The following is a 21,240-nucleotide window of genomic DNA, read 5'->3' on the forward strand; positions in this document are numbered from 1 at the left end:
CACGCGGGGTCCGGCCAGCCGCCGGGCCCCTTTCGTTTATCCGCCCCCTGCCCCCATGGAGCACACCGAGTGAGGACCCACTTCGACGTCTTCGGGCTGCCGCGCGCCTATGACGTGGACGTGCCGGCGCTGGAGAAGCAGTACCGCGAGCTGTCGCTCCAGCTGCATCCGGACCGCGTGGCCCAGGCCGACGCGCGCGAGCGCCTCAAGGCCCTGGAGGGCACCACCGCCCTCAACGAGGCCTTCAAGGCGCTCAAGGACCCGGTGCGCCGCGCCTTCTACCTGCTCAAGCTCCACGGCGTGGACCTGGACCGCGAGGACGCGGGCGCGCAGAAGGACATGCCCCTGGAGTTCCTCGAGGAGGTCATGGAGCTGCGCGAGGCGCTCGACACCGCCATGGAGAAGAAGGACCTGGCGCGGGTGCAGGCCATGGGCACCCAGGTGGAGGGGCGGCGCAAGGCGGCGCTCGACGAGGCGGCCGGTGCCCTACGCGCCCTGGAGGGCGAGGGTGACTCACAGTCTCCGGTGAGAAAGGCGTCGCATGCCCTGGGTCGGGTGCGCTACTTCACGCGCTTTCTCGAGCAGGTGGAAGCGTTCGAGGAGGAGAGTCTGTCGTGAGCAAGAACGGCTACCTGCAGATCCATGATCCGCTCAAGCCCAAGGGCCAGGCGGTGGGCATCGACCTGGGCACCACCCACTCGCTGGTGGCGGCGGTGACGCAGGGCAAGCCCCGCTGCGTCCCGGTGGACGAGGGCGACTCGCTGCTCTTGCCCTCCGTGGTGCACTACGGCCAGGACGGCGGCGTGGTGGTGGGCGTCCGGGCTCGCGCGCTCGCGGCCTCGCACCCCACGGACACCATCGCGTCGGTGAAGCGCTTCATGGGCCGAGGCCCCGAGGACGCCGAGACGCGCAAGCTGGGCCACTACAAGTTCGTCCCCGGCGCCAAGGTGGTCCGCTTCGATGTGTCGGGCGGCAACCCGGTGACGCCGATTGAGGTCTCCGGCGAAATCCTGCGTGCGCTGAAGCGCCGCGCCGAGGCGCAGTTCTCCAGCAAGGTGGAGCAGGCCGTCATCACCGTGCCGGCGTACTTCGACGACGCCCAGCGCCAGGCCACCAAGGACGCGGGGCGGCTCGCGGGCCTGGAGGTGCTGCGCCTGCTCAACGAGCCCACCGCCGCCGCGCTCGCGTACGGCCTGGACAAGGGCAGCCAGGGCACGTTCGCCGTCTACGACCTGGGCGGCGGCACCTTCGACATCTCCATCCTCAAGCTGGTGGACGGCGTCTTCGAGGTGAAGTCCACCGGCGGCGACTCGGCCCTGGGCGGCGACGACTTCGACCGGGCGATTGCCACGAAGGTGTTCGAGGCGCTCGGAATCACCGAGCCCTCCCCTGCCCTGGTCGCCGAGGCGCTCGCGTCCTCGCGCAAGGCCAAGGAGGCCCTCACCGACGCTGCCGAGGCCACCGTCACGGTGGATGGCCGGACGCACGCGGTGAAGCGCGCGGACTTCGACGCCTGGATCCAGCCGCTGGTGGCGAAGACGGGCATCGTGTGCCGCCGGGCCCTGAAGGACGCGGGCGTGGCGGCGGGCGAGCTGGACGGCGTCATCCTGGTGGGCGGCTCCACGCGTGTGCCGGCGGTGCGCCGCTTCGTGGCGGAGATGTTCGGCCGCGAGCCGCTGGGCGACATCGACCCGGACCAGGTGGTGGCGCTGGGCGCGGCGGTGCAGGCGGACCTGCTCACCAACGCGGACCGGCAGGACGAGGTGCTGCTCTTGGACGTGATTCCGCTGTCGCTCGGGCTCGAGACGATGGGCGGCATCACCGAGAAGCTCATCCAGCGCAACTCCACCATCCCCACCGCGGCGGCGCAGGTGTTCACCACCTTCAAGGACGCGCAGACGGGCCTGGACGTGCACGTGGTGCAGGGCGAGCGGGAGCTGGTGGAGGACAACCGCAGCCTCGCGCGCTTCACGCTCTCCGGCATCCCCCCGCTCGCCGCCGGCATGGCGCGCGTGGAGGTGCGCTTCCAGGTGGACGCCGACGGCATCCTCTCCGTCTCCGCGAAGGAGCAGAGCACCGGCGCCACCCAGTCCATCACCGTCAAGCCCAGCCACGGCCTCACCGAGGATGAAATCGAGCGGATGCTGCTCGACTCCATCGAGTACGCCGAGGACGACATCCAGGCCCGGCAGCTGCGCGAGCAGCGGGTGGACGCCGAGCGCGTGCTGGCCGAGGCGGACCGTCAGCTGGGCGAGCACGCCTCGCTGCTCCAGGACGGCGAGAAGGCCACCATCGACGCGGCCATCGCCCGCGTGCGAGAGGTGGCCCAGGGCAACGACTACCTGAAGCTCAAGGAGGCCGTGCACGCCCTGGACGAGACGTCCCGGCCCTTCATCGAGCGGGTGATGAACAAGGCCATCACCCAGGTTGTCGCTGGCCACTCGGTGGAGGAGTACTGACGTGCCCAAGGTCACCTTCAAGAGCCCGCTGGCCGAGGTCAGCGTGGACGTCCCCCCCGGGACCATCCTCCTGGACGCAGCCGAACAGTCGGGGGCCCAGGTGGGCCACAGCTGTGGCGGGGTCTGCGGCTGCTCCACCTGTCACATCTGGGTCCGCAAGGGCCTGGACTCGCTCAGCGAGCAATCGGACGCGGAGGCGGACCGGTTGGACATGGGGTTCGACGTGCGTCCGTACTCCCGGTTGAGCTGCCAGACGGAGGTCAGCCAGGAGGACGTGGTGGTCGAAATCACCGAGGAGTCTCTCACGGCCTTCATGGACGAGAACCCGGTCATCCGCCGGGCCCTGGAGGCCGAGGGGAAATGGCCGCTGAAGAAGTGAGGTTGTTACGTAGTTCTTGACGAGCCGGGGCAGGACACCTATATGTCCGCCCCATCGCAGCGACGCCACGGCGCCGAGGCGGTGAAGCCACCTGCCCAGGTGGTGGAATTGGTAGACACACTAGATTCAGGGTCTAGCGCCTGCAAGGGCATGGAGGTTCGAGTCCTCTCCTGGGCACAAAGTCGATAAGGGGTCCCGGTTTCAAACCGGGGCCCCTTTTCGCTTTTCAGGGGTCCGCGCCCGGCTCACTGCGGCGCCGGCTCCACCGCTTCATGCGCCACGTGCTGCGCGGCCTCGCGCGCCAGGCTGCCGCCCTTCCTTAGGTCACGGATGCGAATCTTCCGGATGTAGACGGAGACGGCGCCCACGCCGGCCTGGCTGAACACCGTGCCCAGGTGGGTGAGCGTGGCGAACGCGGCCGCGTCCTCGGGGGTGGCGCCCAGGCTGCGGGCCGCCCAGCTGGTGACGAAGTAGTAGATGCCCATGCCCGCGGGCACGCCCGGGAGCGCCTGCCCCAGGGAGATGGCGCCCAGCACCACCGCGCCCGCGAAGAGGCCGCCGGAGATGCCGATGCCGTGGAGCGCCAGCCCGTAGGCCAGCGCCGACGCGAGCACCGGGCCCACCGAGTAGAAGAGCACCTTGCCCATGCCGATGAAGGAGCGCGCGGAGCCCAGCCCGTCGCTGACGTGGTGGAGGAAGCCCTCCAGCCGCGGGAAGCGGTGGCGCCGGTGCAGCGCGTTCGCCAGCGGGAGCGACCAGTGGGCCAGCAGCACCACGAGCGCGACGAGCCCCACGCACAGGGACACCGCCACCTTCAGCTGCCCCTGGAAGCGCGTGAGGGTGGAGCCGAAGGGCCCCAGCAGCGACAGCGTCACCAGCATCATCAGCGCGGCGAACTCCATCAGCTTGCCGACGGCGACGGTGCCCAGGCAGCGCAGGAACGGGATGCGCTCGGTGCGCGACAGCAGGAACGAGCGGAGGATGTCGCCCAGCTTCCCCGGCAGCGCGTTGTGGACGAACGCGCCGATGGCCACCAGGTGGTAGCGCTCGCGGAAGGGCACGCGCTTGCGCAGGGTGCTCTGCCACTGCACCGCGCGCAGCGGGATGATGGAGCCCTGCAGCATGACGAAGGGCAGCAGCCACACCAGGTGCCCGGGCAAGTCCCTCAGGAAGTCGTCCAGCGGGAAGCGCGGCTGCAGCAGGGGGCCTGGGCCCTTCGGGTTCCAGTGGAAGAAGGCAGTGGAGAGCAGGACGACGGACAGCACCAGCCCCACCACGCCGAGCAGCACCTTGGGCAGGCTCAGGCCCCGCGCGGACGGCCTGGGCCACGCCCCCTTCGCGCGACGCGTTGGGGTCTTCATTGCACCCACCTCAAGCGAGGCGCTTGGCGCACGTAGACCTCCGCGAGCCGGTCATGCAGTTGGGCGCAGTGCCCCAGTCCGGACAGGTCCACCGGCGCGTGCGCGGGCCAGCACACCAGGCTGTTGGCCTCCGTGCGAGTCAGGCCCCCGTGCGAGCCGAACTCCCACGCGAAGCCCACCGTGCCGCCCCGGCGCACCGCCTCTCCGAAGACGACCAGGTCTCCCGCCGTCGTCATCGCCGGCAGCCCTCGCAGGAAGTCCGCCACCGCGCGGCGGCTGAACTCGGGTGACAGCGGCGCGCGCTCCACCTCGTCCGGGCCGTACACGCCGCCGCGAATCACCGCCACCGCGGAGTGACCTCGTCTCAGCGCGACGATGCCGATGTCCTCGCTGCGCGTGGCGCGCGCCAGCACCTCCGGATGTCGCGCGAGCAGCTCGCGGGCCTCCAGCGGCTCTCGCGCACCGGAGAGATAGACGTGCGCGAAGTTGCCGCACTCGACGATGACGGGCTCGAAGGGCGCGCTCGGCACCGAGTCCTGAAGCGGACGTCCGTCGCGCAGTCCGCGCACCACGTCCTCGGCCAGCTCGCCGGGGGAGCCCTCGAGGAGCAGCGACTCCAGCCGTCGCCCCCGGCGCTGCTCCAACGGCAGGGCGTCCACGTGGCCGTGGTCCGACAGGATGATGACGTCGTAGGGGCGCTCCACCGATTGGGACATCGCGTACAGGTCCTCGAGGTACCCGTCCACGCGGTGCAGCTCGGACAGCGCCAGCTCCGAGCGAGGTCCCCGACGATGGGCCACCTCGTCGTAGTTTCCGAACACCAGGTAGATGGCGGGCACGCCGCGCACCATGTCCACCAGCGCCTTGGTGTACGCGAAGCTCCAACCCAGCCGCTGCAACAACACGCGGCTGACGAGGAAGGACTGCTCGTGCCGCCAGTCGTGCAGCGCGTGGGCCCAGTGGGCCACCTCGCGCGCCGAGCGCCACGTGTCCATGCCGAACGCGCCGAGGAAGTCCCAGAGGCCGCGCGTGCGCCCCGCCGACAGGCCCATCATCTCGTACGAGAACGCGCGCGACATCTGCTTGAAGCTCGCCAGCGTGCTCATGCTGAGCGCGTTCCGGGCGCCCGCGCGGAACAGCGAGAAGTAGCCGTGGCCGCCTCCATCCAACAGGCTCTCGCGCCCCTGGCCTCGCAGGCGCTCGTCGATGACGTGTGCGTCCGTGGGCGTGCTCATCCGCACCTGTCGTCCCAGCTCCCTGTCGAACCAGGAATATGCGGGCAGGTTCGAATTCCGCAGGCCGTACAGGAGCCCCGCCTGGAAGTACGGCGTGGAGGTGGGCGCGCCCCAGAAGGCGTCATCCAATTGAAACGTGCCGGAGCGGATGAGTCGTGAGACGAACGGGAGCTTGCCGGCGACAATCGCCTCGTCCAGCAGGGCCTTGGGTACGCCGTCGAGGTGGATGAGCAGCAGATTCCTGCGCCGATGCGCCGCTGCGGGCGGAACTTTCGTTCCAATCCGCCGCGCGAGCCCATGGGCCCACATCCAGGACGCCGGAGTAATCACACCACTCACGTTGACGCCTCCCCTCCCTCACCCGCCAGAATGAGCACTCGGGGGGACGGCCGCCTTCAGTCGAAGGCAGCCCTCCTGGAAAGCAGGCGGGCAGGTAGCGCCGTCCTTCTGTCGGGATGGTTCCGACTCAGAGAGACGTCACCACGGTCCCCATGCTCCTTCCCGCTGTCCTCCTCGTCGTGCTCGGCGCCGCTCCGGTGAAGTCGCCTTCCCGTCCAGCGCCCGGGCTGCCTCAAACGAAGGCGGACTCCGGCTCGGACATCATCGCCCTGCCGATGATGACGTTCAGCTCGGACCACGGCATCAGCTACGGCGCCGTCGGCGGCATCTACCTGTACGGCCCCGGCAAGACGCCGTACGCGCACGGCATCGGCGCGCAGGTGCTCTTCAGCAGCCGCGGCGTGCAGAGCCACTACGTGCGCTACGACGGGCCCCGGCTCATCGGCCCGCTGCGCCTGGAGGCCGGCCTGGAGTACAGGCGCGAGCTGAAGAGCCCCTTCTTCGGCGCGGGCAACCTCTCGGCGCCCGACTTCCGGGGCGACCTGGACAACGAGCGCTACACCTTCGACAAGGGCGCGCCGGGCGGCTGGTTCCGGCTGCGGGGGCGGCCCTTCGGTCCCACCCATCCGCTCCAGTCCTACGTGGGCTATGCGCTGCGCTACACCAGCGTGGACACGTACGACGAATCGATGCTCCACCAGCAGCGTCCGCTGGGCATCGAGGGCGGCATGACGGGGCAGCTGCTCGTGGGCGCGCTGTGGGACACGCGCGACGACGAGACGGACCCGCTGGAGGGCGGCGTGGAGGAGATCGCCCTGCGCGTCTCCGGCATGGCCACCGGCAGCCGGTACCAGTACGCGGGCATCACCTTGAGCGAGCGGCGCTACCTCAAGCTGTCGTCACGGCTGACGCTGGCGCAGCGGCTGACGTTGGACATGCTCTTCGGCGAGGTGCCGTTCTTCGAGTGGAGCAACACCGGCGGCGTCAACGTGTCGGAGGGCATCGGCGGGATGAGCAGCGTGCGCGGCATCGAGCGCAACCGCTTCTCCGGCAACGTGAAGGCCTTCAGCAACACGGAGCTGCGCTACCACGCCGCCAACCTCCAGGTGTTCGGCAAGAGCATGAAGGTGGGCGCGGTGATGTTCCTGGACCTGGGCCGCGTGTGGCACCCGGGCGTGCCCGACGGCAAGTGGCACGAGTGGCACCCGGGCATCGGCGGAGGCCTGCGCCTCATGCGCCGCGCCGCCGTGGTCCGCATGGACTACGCGCGCTCCACCGAGACGGGACGCCAGCGCGTCTACATCACCTTCGGCCACATGTTCTGACGCTTGCTCGCCATGACGCCGCGCGCTGTCTTCAACGCTGCGAGTCAAGCTCCGCGTGAGGCATGACAGAACCATGACAAAGGCATGGAGTCGTCATGGACCTTCCGACACCACCCCCGCTGTAGGTTGGCTGCAATCGCTGACCTGCAACGGGGCTTCTTCCATGCGTGTCATCTCCCCTGGCCTCCTCGTGGCGGCCGTGACGGAACTCTCCTTGTCGCGGAGCGCGAAGCTGGTCCGGCTCAAGGACGTCATCGCCTGGTGTGAGTGGAACGGCGTCGACTACGAGGGGACGGGCGGCAAGCAGCAGGCGCTGTGGGACGCGGACCGTGACGAGGCCCAGGGCCAGCACCGGCTGCTGAAGTTCAAGAGCGGTGAGTGCAAGCAGTCGCGCGCGGGCTGGGCGCTCATCGCCCACGGCGAGAAGGCGCGCGAGGCCGCCACCCAGCTGGGCTGGCGGGAGCAGCTGTGGGACGGAGAGAAGTGGGACTGGCTCGGCGGCAACGCCCCCGTGGTGGCCCGGCGCCCCAACGCCCGGCGCGCGCGCGCGAGCAACGAGCCCGCCCAGGAGCTCCTCGACGAGGGGCCGCGCCTCTCGGTCGGCTGATGCCTGAGGGGCCCACCGGGGCCCCGCTTCAGACGAGCGCGTCCACCCAGGCCCGCAGGCGCGCGTCCAGGTGCGCCTCGCCGCGGACGCCGGGCTCCGGCTCCAGCAGCAGCGTGTGGAAGCCGCGCGCCTCCAGGCCCTCACACAGCTCGGCGCGGGCCGCCACGTCCGGCGCGAAGAGGATGCAGCCGTCGCCTCCGCCCGCGCCGGACAGCTTCCCGACACAACCGTAGGCCGCCGCCAGCGACAGCACGCGGCGCATGCCTTCGGTCTCCAGCGGGCCCAGCTCCAACAGCAGCGCGTGCTGGGCCTTCACCGCCTCGGAGAACGCCCGGAAGTCCCAGCCGGCGAGCCCGTCCTCCACCGCCTGCCCCACCGCGTCCGAGCGCGCGACGAAGGCCTGACGGCCCAGCTCCTCCAGCCTCGCCTCCACCTGACCGATGAGCACGCGCGTGGAGGCGCTCTCGCCCGTGAAGGCATACGCCATGGGCACCCGGGGCGGAGGCAGCCGCCAGACGTCGACGGACGCGGACTCCGTCATGGCCGCGCTCAGCCGGCCGTGGTTGCTCGCCTCCACCAGCGCCGCCACGTCGTAGCGCCGGTAGCGCAGCACGCCGCCCGCGAAGCTCGTCGCCACGTCCCCGCCGCTGCCCTTGCCGCCCTGCCCCTGCGTGTGCGCCAGCAGCGCCAGCTTCAGCGCGTCGTAGCGCTCGTCCAGCACCCAGCGCGCGGCCTCCGACGCCAGCACCGTGGCGCAGGCGCTGCCGCCCATGCCCAGCTTCTGGCCGTTGGGCCCCACCGCGGACGGCGCCACCGCGAAGTCGAAGCCCTGGCTCGCCCGGCCGTGCGCGCGCAGCGCCTCGTCCAGCGTGCGCGCCACGAAGGAGAAGCCCGCCGGCACGTCGCGCTCCCAGCGGACCCCGCGCGGCGTCATGCTCCCGGCGAGCGTCCCCTCCTCCAGGCAGACGTGCACGCGCGCGTCCTCGCGCCGCCGCACGTAGGCGTGCGTGCGGGGCGCCACCGCCACCAGCCGCGCCACCCCACCCCACAGCACCGCGTACTCGCCGGAGACGAACAGCTTGCCCGGAGCCGAGAGCGCGCGCTCCATCAGAAGAGGTGCTCCGACTTCAGTGTCGCGTCACCACCGGGCACGCAGCGAATCACGTCCAGCGCGCCGCACGCGCGGGCCAGCGCCTCCGCCGCCACCTCGTTCGCCGCGTCCGTCAGCAGCACCGGGTTGGGGCCCGCGTCCAGCGTGAACCAGACGGGCACGCCCTTCTTGCGGTGCTCACGCAGGTGGTGGATGAGCCCCACCGTGGCCGCGTTCAGGTAGCAGAGCGGCGGGTCGGCCGCGAGCGACGTGGAATGCATCCGCCAGGCGTTGCGCTCACACATCTCGCCCAGCGCCTGCAAGTCCCGACGGGCGATGTACTCGCGCGCGCGGGGCACCTCCGCCTCCGCGTCCTTCACCCAGGCCGCGTAGTAGGGGCTGGTCTCCACCGCCTGCTTCATCCCGTCGCGCGACTTCACGTCCTTCTCGCCGCGGTCCAGGATGGCCACCACCATGCGCAGCTCCGGCCAGTGCGCCGCGTCGAAGCGCTGCACCGCGAAGCTGTCGTCGCCGTCCGGGCGCTCACCGCGCTGCCACTCGCAGAAGCCGCCCTGCACGCTGCGGCACGCCGAGCCGCTGCCCAGCCGGGCCAGGATGCTCTCCGCCTTCGTGTCCCGCGGCAGGCCCGCCGCCGCGCGCCCCGCCACCGCCAGCGCCGCGAAGCCCGCCGCGCTGCTGGCCAGGCCCGCCGCCATGGGGAAGTCGCCACGCGAGACGACCTTCGCCGGGCCCAGGGACTTGTCGCCGGCCTGCGCGCGCACGGACTCCAACAGGCGCAGCACCCGCTCGCGCTCGCTGCCCTTGGCGACGTGGCCGTTGAGCTCCACCGCGTCCGTGGGGACGCCGAACTCCACCGTCGTCGTCACCGACAGCGGGGAGAGCGTCAGCGACAGGCTGGACTGGTGCGGCAGGATGAGGGCGTCGTCCCGCTTCCCCCAGTACTTCACCAGGGCGATGTTGGGATGCGCCAGGACAGTGGCTTTCATGCGGACACCTAGGTCGCTCGCGGACCCGCGAGCTGGCTGCTGAAGCAGCGCACGCCGAGCCGGGTGAGCTGGTCCACCGCGGGCTCGGGTTCGAGGAACAGACCGACCACGGCCCCGCCGTCCCCACCGGCTCCGGTGAGCTTGGCGCCCAGCGCTCCCAGGCCCCGCAGTCGGTACACCATCTCTTCCAATGCCGGCGAGGACAGGCCCAGCGCCGCCAAGAGGCCCTGGTTGACGTTCATCGCGTCGCCCAGGCCCTCCAGGTCACCGGCCTCCACCGCCCGCGCGCCCTCCGACGCCAGCTTCCCCATCTGCGCGAAGAGGCGCTGGTAGCGCTCGGGCCAGCGCGCCTGCCGCTCGCGCAGCGCCCCGACGGTCTTCTTCGTGGGGCTGCGCTCACCGGCCAGCGCCACCACCACGCGCAAGGGACGCGGACTGTCCACCACCTTGCCGCGCCCCACGTCGGAGGAGCCCGGCGCGCGGCGGTACAAGAGCAGCTGCTCATGGGCGCTGGTGGTGTGGTCCACGCCCGAGGGCGTGCCGTGGAACTCCTGCTCCATCTCCCACGCCAGGCGTCCGGCCTCCTTGGGCGTGGGCTCCCGGCCCGCGGCACAGAGCAACATGCGCGCGCAGGCGACGGACACCGCTGCGGAGCTGCCGAGCCCCGCCGACAGGGGCAGCTCCGGGTCCAACGACACCTTCACGGGAGGCTCGCCCACCAGCCTCGCCGCGCGCAGGAAGGCGCCGGTGAGCTGGGCGCGCTGGGCGCGGCTCATCGTGGCGGGAAGCGTCAGCTGACACTTCCGGGCCGGCACGCCCCGCGCCTTCACCCCCTGCGACAGCGGCCCCGCGAGCGCGGGGTGGCCGTACACCACGCTGTGCTCGCCCAGCAGGATGACCTTGCCGGCGCCGAACGTGGACAGTGGGGGCGAGGTGGCCACGGGCGCGCTAGACGGTGGTACCGGTGGTGGCGGCCTTGGCGTCCTCGGCGGACAGGCTGGCGAGAATCTCCCGGGCCTTCTCCACCTTCACGTGGCCCGCCTTCACCAACAGGTCCGCCAGCTTCTCCACCCAGTCGCCGCGCGCGCCGGCCGTCACCGCCACGCAGCGCGCATGCAGCGCCATGTGGCCCTTCTGGATGCCGATGCTGCCCAGCGCCCGGAGCGCCGCGAAGTTCTGCGCCAGGCCCACCGCCGCGAACACCATGGACAGCTCGCGCACGCCCGAGGCGCGCAAGAGCTTGAGCGCCATCTGCACGCCGGGGTGCACCTTGATGGGGCCGCCCACCATGCCCAGCGCCATGGGCAGCTCGATGCGGCCCACCAGGTGCCCCTCCTCCAGGTACCAGGTGGACAGCGGACGGTACTGCCCGTTGCGGCAGGCGAAGGCGTGCGCGCCGGCTTCGATGGCGCGCCAGTCCTGGCCCGTGGCGATGGCCACCGCGTCGATGCCGTTCATCACGCCCTTGTTGTGCGTGGCCGCGCGGTACGGGTCCGCCTCCGCGAAGCGGCTGGCCTGGGCGATGCCCTCGGCGATGATCTCCCCCGGCATCTCGAAGTCCGCCAGCGCCGCCAGCGGGATGCGGCACGTGGCGCGCGCCAGCCGCCGGTCCGCCAGGTTGGAGAGGATGCGCAGGTACACCTTGCCGCCGGTGATCTGCTCGACGAGCGGCGCCACGCCCTCCGCCACGGTGTTGATGAGGTTGGCCCCCATCGCCTCCTGCGTGTCGATGAGGATGTGCACCACGAGCAGCGGCTCGCCCCTGGGGCCCTCGGGCGCCGGGAGGATGCGCACCTCCACGTCCCGGGCGCCGCCGCCGCGCGCCACCATGGCCGGGTGGAAGCTGTTGGCCAGCGCCAGCAGCTGCTCCTTGTGCGCCAGAATCTTCTCGGCCGCCTCCGTCGGGTCGCCGAAGCGCGTCACCTGGATCTGGCCGATCATCATCGACTCGTCCGCCTCGGCGCTGAAGCCACCGTTCTCGCGGACGATCTTCGAGGCGAAGGACACGGCCGCCACGACGGACGGCTCCTCCACCGCCATGGGCACCAGGTAGTCGCGCCCGTTCACCTGGAGGTTGAGCCCCAGGCCCAGCGGCAGGGAGAAGGTCCCCACCGCGTTCTCGATCATCTGATTGGCCAGCACCGGCTGGAGCGCCTCGGTCCCACGGAGCTGCTCCAGGTCCCCGGGCGACAGCCGGAACATGCGGGCGAGCGTCGCGAGGCGCTCGTCCATCGGCAGCTTGTGGAACCCGGATAGCCGGGACGTCACCGTCTCAGACATGATGAGTCTTCCCTCTTCCTGCGTTGGCGGTCCCCACTACAGCGCCGCCATCCAATCCTTCAATACACCGGTCACCACCCGCGGCCGCCGCCTCAGCTCAGCGCAGCTTCTGCTTCCGGTGAGCACGAGCGCCTGACGAAGCCCCGTCAGGATGACCTCCAGCGCCTGCTCGGCCGCCGCCACCCCGCCCGCCTGATGCGCCCGGAACAACGGCAGGGCCATGCCCGCCACGTCCGCCCCCAGCGCCAGCACCTTCGCCACCTCCAACCCCGTGCGGATGCCTCCGCTCCCCACCAGCCGCACGTCCGGGCCCACGGCCCCGCGGACGGTGGCCACCGCCGCCGCCGTGGGGATGCCCCACGCGCTGAATTCCGCGCCCACCTGGGCTTGTACGCCCGTGGCCCGAAGTTGTTCCACCCGGACCCACGACGTGCCTCCCAGCCCGGACACGTCGATGTTGCGCACACCCAACTCCACCAGGCGCCGCGCCACCTCCGGGCCGATGCCGCACCCGGTCTCCTTGACCAGCAGCCGCTCGCCCAGGGCGTTCACCAGCGACTCCACCACCGCGTAGCCGCCGCGGAAGTCCCGGTCGCCCTCGGGCTGGGTCAGCTCCTGCCCGGCGTTGAGGTGCAGCGCGATTCCGTCCGCGCCGATGCCGTCCATCAGCCGCCGCACGCCGTCCACGCCCAGCCGCACCGCCTGGTACAGGCCGATGTTGCCCAGGAGCGCCACCGTGGGCGCCACCTGCCGCACCTGGAACGAGGCCGCCCGCGTCGCGTCCTCCGACATGGCGCGCTGGCTCCCCACGCCGAAGGCCAGGCCGTGGCGCTCGGCCACCAGGGCCAGGTCGCGATTGACCACCCCCGCGCGCTCGGTGCCGCCGGTCATGCCCGTGACGAGCAGCGGGTGGCGCAGCCGCTTGCCCAGGAACAGCGTGGACAGGTCCACGTCCTCCACGGACATCTCCGGCATGGCGCAGTGGACCAGGTGGACCAGGTCCAGCAGGGTGCTGTTCTGACCGGGCTCCACGTCACCGGTGGCACACAGGTCGAGGTGAGCGTCCTTGCGCCGCGCTGTGATGTCCTCGACCATTTGGTGTGGGTCCGTCCCGGGTGCCCGACAAGGCGGAGGTGTGCGGAAGGCCCGAGTTACCTAGCAAGCGCCGGGGGAGGGGTGCAAGCCAAAGGGCCGAGCGGTCCAAGAGGGCATGCCAATGGACGAAATCCACTGCGGGACAGTATGAGGCCCGCATGAGCGCCCCCGCGTCGCCCAAGGTGGTCGTCTTCCTTCACAGTGGAGACTACGACCGCGTGCACCAGGGCCTGTCCATCGCGGCGGCGGCGACGGCGGCGGGACGGCGCGCGGAGATCTACCTCTTCTGGTGGGCGCTCGAGCGCTTCCTGAAGGACGCGCTGGATGAGCCGGACTTCGCGGGCCGCGAGGACGTGGCGGACCGCTTCGAGTCCCGGGGCATGCCCACGCTGCGCGCGCTGCTGGAGCACCTGACGGATTCAGGGCTGTGCACGCTCGCGGGCTGCACCGGCTCGCTCGGGGCGCTGGGCGGCGAGGCGCTCACCGGCGACAGCCGCATCCCGCTCTGGCTGGGCTGGAGCGCCATCCTCCAGCGCACCGCCGGGGTGACGGACCGCTTCTACCTCTAGGCCCACGCCGCCCCGGGAGTCACGGCCCGGGGCGGGGCCCGAGCGGGCCTCAGTGGGTGAGCTTGAAGCCCAGGATGACGGTGCGCGGCGCGTTGGGGCGCGCGCCGTACGGCCGGCGGGAGGCGATCTTCACCGTGTCGAGGATGTTGCGCGCGCTCAGGTAGAGCTGCCCCCAGCGCGAGAAGTTCCAGTTCGCGTTGACGTCGAACGTCAGCAGCGAGTCCGTCAGCTCCCCGGGAGGGGCCTCGCCCTGCCCCGCCTTCTCTCGCATCGTGTCGATGTAGAGGGCGCTCACGGCCACGCCGCCCAGCCGGCCCTCGACGCCGACGGACGCGGAGAGCTGGTGCCGGGGGACGTACGGCAGCTCGTCGCCGGCCTTCACGTTGCCGAACTGCGGGTCGGCGGACTGGAAGTCCTCGAGCAGCTCCGTGCGCGTGAAGGTGTACGACGCGGTGACGGGGAACGTCAGGCCGCCGCCGGGACGGAAGACCTTCTCCGCGAAGACCTCCAGGCCGTAGATGTGGGCGCGGCCCGCGTCCGTCTGGCGGTCCAGGTCGTCGTCCACGCAGCCGCTGGAGAAGGTGCAGATGGCGGTGAGGTTCGAGTAGTCGTTGAAGAAGCCCAGCACCTCGAGGCGCTCGCCGCGGCGGGTCCACCGCGCGCCCGTCTCGTAGTTGATGCTCCGCTCCGCGCCCACCGAGTCCGGCTGGCCGGGCGCCGGCGGTGAGAAGCCCCGGTACGCGCCGGCGAAGAGGCCCAGGTTCGGCGTCAGCGCGCCGAACGCGCCCATGCCTGGCATCAGCACCTCGAGCGCTCCGTTCGTGTCCTCGCCGGTGAGCCGGTCGTACGAGCGGGAGCGGATGACCTCCAGGCGCACGCCGGGCGTGAGCACGAGCGGGCCCCAGGCGATGGCGTCCGTCACGTGGAGCGCGAGCGCGTGCGTGGCGTCCTTGTTGTTCGCGGTGGTGGACGTGGCGGTGTGGGTGGCGACCAGCTCGCCGCCGGCCATGCGGAACGCGTCCTCGGTGTGCAGCCGGTCGATGCTGTCGAAGTGGAAGCGGGCGCCGAACTCCAGGTTGTGGCTCAGCGGACCCGTGGTGGTGGTCCACCGCGCGACGCTCTGGACCCCCTGGGACACGAAGGTCCGGTCATTGGGGCCGATGAAGAGCAGCTCCTGCGAGGACGAGCTGTCGAGCTGACCGGTGAGCACGCCGTAGTAGATGGAGTTGCGCGCGCTGGTCGGGTCCGCGAGCACGGTGGCGATGGCGGCGCCGCCCAGGCGGTTGATCTTCCGCCAGGCGCGCGTGAGGTCGTGGCGGTAGGCCGTCGTGGTGATGGCCAGCGAGCCCGCCTCCAGCACGTGGCTGACGGCCACCTGCGTGCGGTGCCACTCCATGCGGTCCAGCGCGCTGGAGGCATAGCGGCGCAGCGGGTTGGCGCGGAAGTCCTCGTCGGACAGGCCCAGGTAGGTCTCGTTGGAGACCTCGTCGGAGTAGCCCAGCTTGAGGTTCAGGCTCTGGCGCACCTCGCCGTCGGGCACCAGCCAGTAGCGGCCCTTGGCCATCCACTCGTTGCGGCGAAAGCCCGTGGTGCCGCCGCCGTCCAGTTCCTTGAAGCCGTTGCTGCGCAGGTGCAGGCCCTCCAGGAGGAAGCCCGCGCGCTCGGTGCTCGCGCCGAAGACGCCGTGCGCCTTGCCGTACAGGTAGCCGCCGCCGGCGATGTCCAGCCACGCGGACTCCGAGGCGGGGATGTCGCGGGTGATGAACTCCACGGAGCCCGCCACCGTCTGCGGCCCCTGCTGGATGGCCGAGGGGCCCTTGAGCACGCGCACCGACTGCATGCGCGTGACGAGCGGGAAGAAGTAGGCCGCGGGCGCGCTGTAGGGCGCCGGGCCGAAGAGCACGCCGTCCTCCAGCAGCGTCACCTTCTTGCTGCGGTCCGGGTTGACGCCGCGCAGGCCCACGTTCGGCCGCAGCCCGAAGCCGTCCTCGCCGCGCGCGTAGACGCCGGGCACCGTCATCAGGACCATGCTCGGGTCATCGCGCTTGAAGCGCTCCAGCTGGGACGGCTTGAGGACATGCACCGAGCCGCTGGTGCGCGTCTCCGACGTCCCCACCACCACGCTCTCGAACTTGCGCTGCCCGGGCTCGGGCGTCGGGTCCGGAGGCGCGGGGGGCACCTCGCCCGAGGCCTGCGTCGGGGCGTCCCCCGGAAGCCCGGGCGCGGGGTCGGACAGCGGCGCTCCCGCAGCCTCGCCGGAGGCGTCACCCGCCGCCGCGGGCGGGGCTCCGGCCGGGGTCGCGTCTGGAGCGACGGCGCCCTGCTCAGCGGCGGTGCGCGTCGCGGCTTCAGCCGGCGCGGCGGCGCCCTGCTCGGCCGACTGCGTCGTGGCTTCAGCCGGCGCGGCGGAGCCCTGCTCGGAGGAGGGCTGGACCGGTGCCGCCCCTGTCGGGAGGGACACCTGCCCGGTGGCGGCCGGCGCCCTGTCGGGGGGCGCAGCCACGGAAGCGTCCGTCGGAGCGGGGGCACCCTCCGCGCCCGACGCCTGTTGCGCGTGCCCGGCCGCGGGGGCCGCGACGATTCCCACCAGGAGCACCGGGGCCGCCCAGCCTCGTGCCCGCCTCAACCTGTCCTTGAGCCATGCCATCTGCGAAGTACGCCTCTATCCCGGTGCTGCGGTGGCACTGTGTCAGACGCCAGGAGCCGGGGCGAGCGGGTCCGGACATGGACCCACCTCCCCGGCTCCGGCACTGACCACTCCTACGTGACTACTTCTCGACCGTGGCCGCCACGACGATCTTGCCGTCGGACTGGACCACGATGCCGCGCACCGCCTCCTCCGTCTTGCCGACGGAGAAGTTGTGCTTCACGACGCCGCCCGTGCCGAACGACGTGTCCAGCACGCCGGCCGTCGTGTAGCGCGCCACCGCCAGGCGGTTGTCGCCGCCCTCGGTGACGAAGCCCGCCGCGTAGATGCGGTTGGTCGAGTCGAAGGCCACCGACCAGAACCGGTCGTTCTCCGTCTCGGAGATGGGCGCGGCGATCGCGATGTCCGCGCCCGGATTCGCGCCCACCGGGAGGATGACGAGCACCGCGTCGTCATCGTTGTCGCCGCCCGCGCGGTAGCCCGCCGCGGCCACCCAGTTGCCGTCCTGCGACTTCGCCACGCCGAAGAACGCCTGCTCCGGGCGCTCGAAGTCGTACAGCTTGTAGCCGTCCGTGCCGAGCTGCGTGGTGGGCACGCCGTTCTTGTCGGTGATGTGGATGAGGCCCTGGATCTTCTGCGCCGCCGGCGTCGCGCTGCCCACCGTCACCACGCGGTCGTCGTTGAGGACCACCAGGTGGCGGCCGCGGTCGTTGTCGCCCACCAGGTCCAGCAGCACGACGCCGCCGGTGCCGAACGTCAGGTCGCGCTCGCCATTCGGCTTGTACTTGAAGTTCACCATGTCCACCGTGCCGGTGGACGCGCTGCGGCCGTAGCCCGTGGTGACGTAGCTGCCGTCGGACAGCTGGCCCGCCGTGTACGCCTCGGCCATGCCCCACTCGGGGTTCACGTCACTCACCCGACCGAACGGCGCGTCGTTGACCACGCCCTTCCAGCCGAAGCTGTTGTCCGGCTTGCCCGCGTCATCCAGACGCAGCAGGACGATGCGGTTGGCCGCCTGGGTGCCCGCGCCCGTCGGCTGGCTGGTGTAGCCCGAGGCGAGGATCTTCCCGTCCGCCTGCACGATGCCGTTGCGCGCGCCGTCGCTCAGGTTGGAGATGTTCAGCGTGTGCACGCCCTCGGTCGCGAACGTGGTGTCGCGCGCGCCGTTGGCCGTGAAGCGCACCACCACGCGGTCCGCGTCCACGCGGTCACCGTCACCGCGGCGAGCACCGAAGACCACCAGCCGGTCCGTGGCATCCGCCGCCACGCCCCACACGGAGTCGCGGGCGCCGCCCGGCACCACCGTGGTCAGGTCCAGCCGCGTCGTGCCACCCGCGCCGAACGTCGTGTCCACCGTGCCGTCCGCGTTGAAGCGCATCAGGCCGATGTCGCTGTCGAGCAGCGCCGTGCCCGGGCCCGCGTCGGGCGTGCCGGAGTCAGGCGTGCCAGCGTCGGGCGTGCCGGAATCCGGGGTCTGCTGCTGGGGCTGCTTCTCGTCGTCATCACCGCACGCGCTGCTGAAAACGGCCAACGCCGCCGTGAGGAATGCTACGCCGACGAACTTTCGCTGCTCACTGCTTCGCTTCATGGTGGCCCCGCTCCCGGGTGATGGTAATAAGCAGTAACCTGCTAACGATAATCGTTCTCAAAATCGGATGCGGCTCCTAGCCCAGGGCTTCACTGGGTGTCAAGGCAAGAGCCGCGAACCCGACCGAGACAAGCGAGAATCCATGTCTTTCCCCTCCGTTTCCTCCCCTCGCGCGCGGAGCACTCGCGCGCTGCTTCTCATCACCGCCCTGGCGACGCTCGGGGGCTGCAAGGAGTCCGAGCGCGGCAAGGACGACGCGGGGCCCGGCGGTCCGGGTGGTCCGGACACGTCTCGGGGGGCGCTCCTGAAGGCCACGGGCGTGTGCGTGGAGCGCACGGCGCGCGAGTTCCACACGACGAGCACCGCGCTGTCGCAGGCGGTGTCCGCGTGGGCGGCCCAGCCGGACGCGGCGAGCCTGGCGCAGGCGAAGGCGGCGTACCACGCGGCCATGGATGCGTGGCAAGTGGCGGAGGTGATGCAGGTGGGCCCGGCGGCGCCTCGCAGCGCGGCGGGTGGGGCGGAGCTTCGCGACAACATCTACTCGTGGCCGCTGGTGAGCCGGTGCGCCATCGAGGAGCAGCTCGTCTCCAAGGGCTATGAGGCCCCGGGCTTCCCGACGTCGCTGGTGAGCCGGCGCGGGCTGTACGCGCTGGAGTATCTGATGTTCTACGCGGGCGAGGACACCGTGTGCCAGGGCACCTCGCCCATCGTCGCGCAGGGGACGTGGGCGGCGCTGTCCACGGAGGAGCGGGCCTCGCGCAAGCGCGCGTACGCCGCCGTGGTGGCGCGCGAGGTGGACGTGAAGGCCGCGCAGTTGGTGAAGGCGTGGGCGGCGGACCAGGACAACTTCGCCAACACGCTGGCGTCGGCGGGCTCCGGCAACGCGGTGTTCCCCACGAGCCAGGCGGCGCTCAACTCCATCAGCGACGCGATGTTCTACTTCGAGCGCGAGGGCAAGGACCTGAAGCTGGCACGGCCCTTGGGCATGCGCGAGTGCTCCACGGACACGTGCCCGGAGCACCTCGAGTCCCAGTTCGCGCACCGCTCGAAGGCGAACCTGCGCGCCAACGTGAAGGGCTTCCGGCTTCTCGCGGAGGGCTGCGAGGAGGGCTACCAGGGCACGGGCTTCGACGACGTGCTGAAGGCCGCGGGCGCGGAGGCGCTGGCGCAGAAGCTGGTCGAGCGCGTGGTGGCCGCGGAGGCCGCGCTCTCCGCCATCGAGGAGGACGACCTGCACCAGGCCCTGGCGCAGGACAAGGCGTCGGTGCGCGCGCTGCATGACGCCTTCAAGGGCGTCACGGACGTGCTGAAGACGGAGCTCGTCACGGTGCTGGACCTGGAGCTGCCGCAGTCCGTCGAAGGGGACAATGACTGAGCAGGCTCGGGGGGCCGCGCGGCTCTGGAGCTGGCTGTTGGCGCCGCGGGACATCGCGGCGCTGGTGGCGTTCCGCGTGGCGCTTGGCGCGCTCATCACCGTCTCGTCGGTGCGCTTCCTGGCCTACGGCTGGGTGGACGTGCTCTTCACGGGGCCGCGCTACCACTTCACCTATTGGGGCTTCGGCTGGGTGCGGGCGTTGCCCGCGCCGTGGATGCAGGCGCTGTTCGCGGGGCTGGCGGTGCTCGGGGTGCTGCTGTCGGCGGGGCTGTTCTACCGGGCCACGACGGTGCTGTTGTTCGTCGCGTTCTCGTACGTGCAGTTCGTCGACGTCAGCAACTACCTCAACCACTACTACCTGGTGAGCCTGTTGCTGGGGCTGCTCGTCTTCGTGCCCGCGCACCGCGCCTTCTCGCTCGATGCGTGGCGCAGGCCCGTGCTGAGGAGCGACACGCTGCCGGCGTGGTGCACGTACCTGCTGCGCTTCCAGGTCACCGTCGTCTACGTGTTCGCGGGGCTGGCGAAGCTCACGTCCGACTGGCTCGTGCACGCGCAGCCGCTCAACATCTGGCTGTCCGCGCGAACGAGCCTCCCGCTCGTGGGGCCGTTCCTGGATGAGCGTTGGGTGGCGTACACGGCGGCGTGGGCCGGCTTCCTGTTCGACACGACCATCGTCGCCTTCCTTCTGTCGCGCAGGCTGCGGCCCTTCGCGTACGTGGTGGTGGTGGGCTTCCACGCGGCGACGTCGGTGCTGTTCCCCATCGGGATGTTCCCCTTCATCATGGTGACGGCGGCGCTCGTCTTCTTCGACGCGTCGTGGCCTCGTCGCATCGCGGCGCGGGTGCGCGCGTGGCGGCGAGGGACGGTGGCTCCAGTGTCCGTGCCTGCCCTTCCCGTCCCTGTTCAGCCCGTGACGCGGCTCGCGTGGGCGGGGCTCGCGGTGGCCGTGGTGTACGGCGTGCTCCAGGTCGCGATGCCGCTGCGCACGCACCTGTATGGCGGCAACGTGCTGTGGCACGAGCAGGGCATGCGCTTCTCCTGGCGGGTGATGGCGCGGGAGAAGAACGGCAGCGCGACGTTCGTGGTGACCTCGCCCGCCACCGGGCGCGAGTGGCACGTGCCGCCCAGCGACTACCTCACGCGGCTGCAGGAGCGCGAGATGTCCGTGCAGCCGGACCTCATCCTCCAGCTCGCGCGGCACATCGCTCGCGACTTCGAGGCGCGGGGGTTGGGGCCCGTCGAGGTGCGCGCCGACGTGCGCGTGTCGTTGAACGGGCGCGCGGCGCAGCTGCTCGTGGACCCGGACGTGGACCTGGCACGCGTGGAGGATGGGCTCGCCGCGAAGCCGTGGATCCTCCCGGCGCCCGAGACGCCTCCCGTGAAGCTGCGCCCCACGTGGCGCGCGCAGGTGCATTGAGTCACGCGCGACGATGGCCGCGGCACCGCGGGACACGTCTCGCGCGTGCCGCGGGTCAGTCGGCCTCTGCATCAGGTCGTGCGTGCGCTGGTTGCGCGTGGGCGAGGGGGACGTGCTTGGACTGAGCATCGGCACGTGCGCGAGCGATGCGGCAGCACATGTCTGCCGGCCCCCGCATCATGTCGTGCGTGCGCAAGTTGCGCGTCGGCGAGGGGTACGTGCTTGGACCGAGCATCGGCACGTGCGCGAGCGATGCGGCTGCACATTGTGCTCCGACACTGCGTCAGCAAATGGCGCGTGATTGAGCGATACGCAGGCGCGTGACACCTGCACGGCGGATCATCGGCACAGGATGCATGCTCACGCGCTGCGCCCGCGCGATGCGCCGACTCGTCGTGCATGTTCGAGACATGCGTGAACGTCCGAATGTTGTTGTTCGGCCTCCGACCCTACACGGGAGTCCCGCT

Annotated in this window: 17 protein-coding genes and 1 tRNA gene; 9 read left to right on the plus strand and 9 right to left on the minus strand. The window is 71.2% G+C overall.

What is annotated here, in order from left to right:
• Positions 1 to 69: 69 nt before the first annotated feature.
• The 4 genes from hscB to AC6JA9_RS29445 all read left to right on the plus strand — a co-directional run bounded on the left by hscB (position 70) and on the right by AC6JA9_RS29445 (position 3,015).
• Complete coding sequence (gene hscB / locus AC6JA9_RS29430) at positions 70 to 618, plus strand: Fe-S protein assembly co-chaperone HscB (protein WP_223745614.1); 549 nt, start codon at positions 70 to 72, stop codon at positions 616 to 618.
• Entirely contained in the window at positions 615 to 2,459 is a 1,845-nt protein-coding gene (gene hscA, locus AC6JA9_RS29435; protein WP_426745661.1) for a Fe-S protein assembly chaperone HscA, read from the plus strand. The genes hscB and hscA overlap by 4 nt, the downstream gene beginning before the upstream one ends.
• Before the next feature lies 1 nt (position 2,460).
• Positions 2,461 to 2,838 (plus strand): 2Fe-2S iron-sulfur cluster-binding protein, encoded by a 378-nt coding sequence (locus tag AC6JA9_RS29440; protein ID WP_046715064.1) that lies wholly within the window; start codon positions 2,461 to 2,463, stop codon positions 2,836 to 2,838.
• 93 nt (positions 2,839 to 2,931) lie between these two features.
• Positions 2,932 to 3,015: transfer RNA gene (locus tag AC6JA9_RS29445), tRNA-Leu, on the plus strand.
• A gap of 68 nt (positions 3,016 to 3,083) precedes the next feature.
• On the opposite strand, the gene AC6JA9_RS29450 is transcribed toward AC6JA9_RS29445, so the two are convergent.
• Positions 3,084 to 4,199, minus strand: coding sequence for a lysylphosphatidylglycerol synthase transmembrane domain-containing protein (locus AC6JA9_RS29450; protein WP_497958185.1), 1,116 nt, complete (start codon positions 4,197 to 4,199; stop codon positions 3,084 to 3,086).
• Positions 4,196 to 5,743, minus strand: a complete 1,548-nt coding sequence (locus AC6JA9_RS29455) for an alkaline phosphatase family protein (RefSeq protein ID WP_497960775.1) — start codon at positions 5,741 to 5,743, stop codon at positions 4,196 to 4,198. Before AC6JA9_RS29455 ends, AC6JA9_RS29450 begins: the two co-directional genes overlap by 4 nt.
• 182 nt (positions 5,744 to 5,925) lie before the next feature.
• Here AC6JA9_RS29455 and omp85 point away from each other — a divergent pair, with 182 nt between their 5' ends.
• Positions 5,926 to 7,098: an Omp85 family outer membrane protein gene (gene omp85 / locus AC6JA9_RS29460; RefSeq protein ID WP_223745611.1), complete on the plus strand. Its 1,173-nt coding sequence runs from the start codon at positions 5,926 to 5,928 to the stop codon at positions 7,096 to 7,098.
• 199 nt (positions 7,099 to 7,297) lie between these two features.
• The gene (locus AC6JA9_RS29465) at positions 7,298 to 7,705 is read left to right on the plus strand and encodes a hypothetical protein (RefSeq protein ID WP_223784051.1); all 408 of its coding nucleotides are present in this window, start codon (positions 7,298 to 7,300) and stop codon (positions 7,703 to 7,705) included.
• A 28-nt stretch (positions 7,706 to 7,733) separates the two neighbouring features.
• Here AC6JA9_RS29465 and AC6JA9_RS29470 read toward each other — a convergent pair whose 3' ends face one another.
• Genes AC6JA9_RS29470 through fni form a run of 5 tightly spaced genes read right to left on the minus strand, consistent with a single transcriptional unit; the run spans position 7,734 to position 13,177 of the window.
• On the minus strand, positions 7,734 to 8,813 hold the full coding sequence (locus AC6JA9_RS29470; protein ID WP_497958186.1) for a mevalonate kinase family protein: 1,080 nt from the start codon (positions 8,811 to 8,813) through the stop codon (positions 7,734 to 7,736).
• Positions 8,813 to 9,802 (minus strand): diphosphomevalonate decarboxylase, encoded by a 990-nt coding sequence (mvaD, locus tag AC6JA9_RS29475; RefSeq protein ID WP_141325180.1) that lies wholly within the window; start codon positions 9,800 to 9,802, stop codon positions 8,813 to 8,815. Before mvaD ends, AC6JA9_RS29470 begins: the two co-directional genes overlap by 1 nt.
• 8 nt (positions 9,803 to 9,810) lie before the next feature.
• Complete coding sequence (gene mvk / locus AC6JA9_RS29480; RefSeq protein WP_223784049.1) at positions 9,811 to 10,743, minus strand: mevalonate kinase; 933 nt, start codon at positions 10,741 to 10,743, stop codon at positions 9,811 to 9,813.
• A gap of 7 nt (positions 10,744 to 10,750) precedes the next feature.
• Positions 10,751 to 12,082, minus strand: coding sequence for a hydroxymethylglutaryl-CoA reductase, degradative (locus tag AC6JA9_RS29485; RefSeq protein WP_223745608.1), 1,332 nt, complete (start codon positions 12,080 to 12,082; stop codon positions 10,751 to 10,753).
• A 36-nt stretch (positions 12,083 to 12,118) separates the two neighbouring features.
• Positions 12,119 to 13,177: a type 2 isopentenyl-diphosphate Delta-isomerase gene (gene fni / locus AC6JA9_RS29490; protein WP_408889767.1), complete on the minus strand. Its 1,059-nt coding sequence runs from the start codon at positions 13,175 to 13,177 to the stop codon at positions 12,119 to 12,121.
• 158 nt (positions 13,178 to 13,335) lie between these two features.
• On the opposite strand from fni, the gene AC6JA9_RS29495 reads away from it, so the two are divergent.
• Complete coding sequence (locus tag AC6JA9_RS29495) at positions 13,336 to 13,746, plus strand: hypothetical protein (RefSeq protein ID WP_223745606.1); 411 nt, start codon at positions 13,336 to 13,338, stop codon at positions 13,744 to 13,746.
• A 49-nt stretch (positions 13,747 to 13,795) separates the two neighbouring features.
• Here AC6JA9_RS29495 and AC6JA9_RS29500 read toward each other — a convergent pair whose 3' ends face one another.
• Both AC6JA9_RS29500 and AC6JA9_RS29505 read right to left on the minus strand, forming a co-directional pair.
• Positions 13,796 to 16,393: a TonB-dependent receptor family protein gene (locus tag AC6JA9_RS29500; RefSeq protein WP_497958187.1), complete on the minus strand. Its 2,598-nt coding sequence runs from the start codon at positions 16,391 to 16,393 to the stop codon at positions 13,796 to 13,798.
• Positions 16,394 to 16,514: 121 nt separating this feature from the next.
• The gene (locus AC6JA9_RS29505) at positions 16,515 to 17,924 is read right to left on the minus strand and encodes a hypothetical protein (RefSeq protein ID WP_497958188.1); all 1,410 of its coding nucleotides are present in this window, start codon (positions 17,922 to 17,924) and stop codon (positions 16,515 to 16,517) included.
• A 199-nt stretch (positions 17,925 to 18,123) separates the two neighbouring features.
• On the opposite strand from AC6JA9_RS29505, the gene AC6JA9_RS29510 reads away from it, so the two are divergent.
• Positions 18,124 to 19,356, plus strand: a complete 1,233-nt coding sequence (locus tag AC6JA9_RS29510; protein WP_223784045.1) for an imelysin family protein — start codon at positions 18,124 to 18,126, stop codon at positions 19,354 to 19,356.
• Entirely contained in the window at positions 19,349 to 20,773 is a 1,425-nt protein-coding gene (locus AC6JA9_RS29515) for an HTTM domain-containing protein (protein WP_497958189.1), read from the plus strand. Before AC6JA9_RS29510 ends, AC6JA9_RS29515 begins: the two co-directional genes overlap by 8 nt.
• Positions 20,774 to 21,240 lie beyond the last annotated feature (467 nt).

It is taken from the genome of Myxococcus sp. MH1, assembly GCF_059738865.1.

Bases quoted from the DNA above. Each gene is read 5' to 3' on its own strand.
- AC6JA9_RS29450 (WP_497958185.1), bottom strand. From the start codon at position 4,199: ATGAAGACCCCAACGCGTCGCGCGAAGGGGGCGTGGCCCAGGCCGTCC.
- AC6JA9_RS29455 (WP_497960775.1), bottom strand. From the start codon at position 5,743: ATGTGGGCCCATGGGCTCGCGCGGCGGATTGGAACGAAAGTTCCGCCC.
- omp85 (WP_223745611.1), top strand. From the start codon at position 5,926: ATGCTCCTTCCCGCTGTCCTCCTCGTCGTGCTCGGCGCCGCTCCGGTG.
- AC6JA9_RS29470 (WP_497958186.1), bottom strand. From the start codon at position 8,813: ATGGAGCGCGCGCTCTCGGCTCCGGGCAAGCTGTTCGTCTCCGGCGAG.
- mvaD (WP_141325180.1), bottom strand. From the start codon at position 9,802: ATGAAAGCCACTGTCCTGGCGCATCCCAACATCGCCCTGGTGAAGTAC.
- AC6JA9_RS29485 (WP_223745608.1), bottom strand. From the start codon at position 12,082: ATGTCTGAGACGGTGACGTCCCGGCTATCCGGGTTCCACAAGCTGCCG.
- fni (WP_408889767.1), bottom strand. From the start codon at position 13,177: ATGGTCGAGGACATCACAGCGCGGCGCAAGGACGCTCACCTCGACCTG.
- AC6JA9_RS29495 (WP_223745606.1), top strand. From the start codon at position 13,336: ATGAGCGCCCCCGCGTCGCCCAAGGTGGTCGTCTTCCTTCACAGTGGA.
- AC6JA9_RS29500 (WP_497958187.1), bottom strand. From the start codon at position 16,393: ATGGCATGGCTCAAGGACAGGTTGAGGCGGGCACGAGGCTGGGCGGCC.
- AC6JA9_RS29510 (WP_223784045.1), top strand. From the start codon at position 18,124: ATGTCTTTCCCCTCCGTTTCCTCCCCTCGCGCGCGGAGCACTCGCGCG.
- AC6JA9_RS29515 (WP_497958189.1), top strand. From the start codon at position 19,349: ATGACTGAGCAGGCTCGGGGGGCCGCGCGGCTCTGGAGCTGGCTGTTG.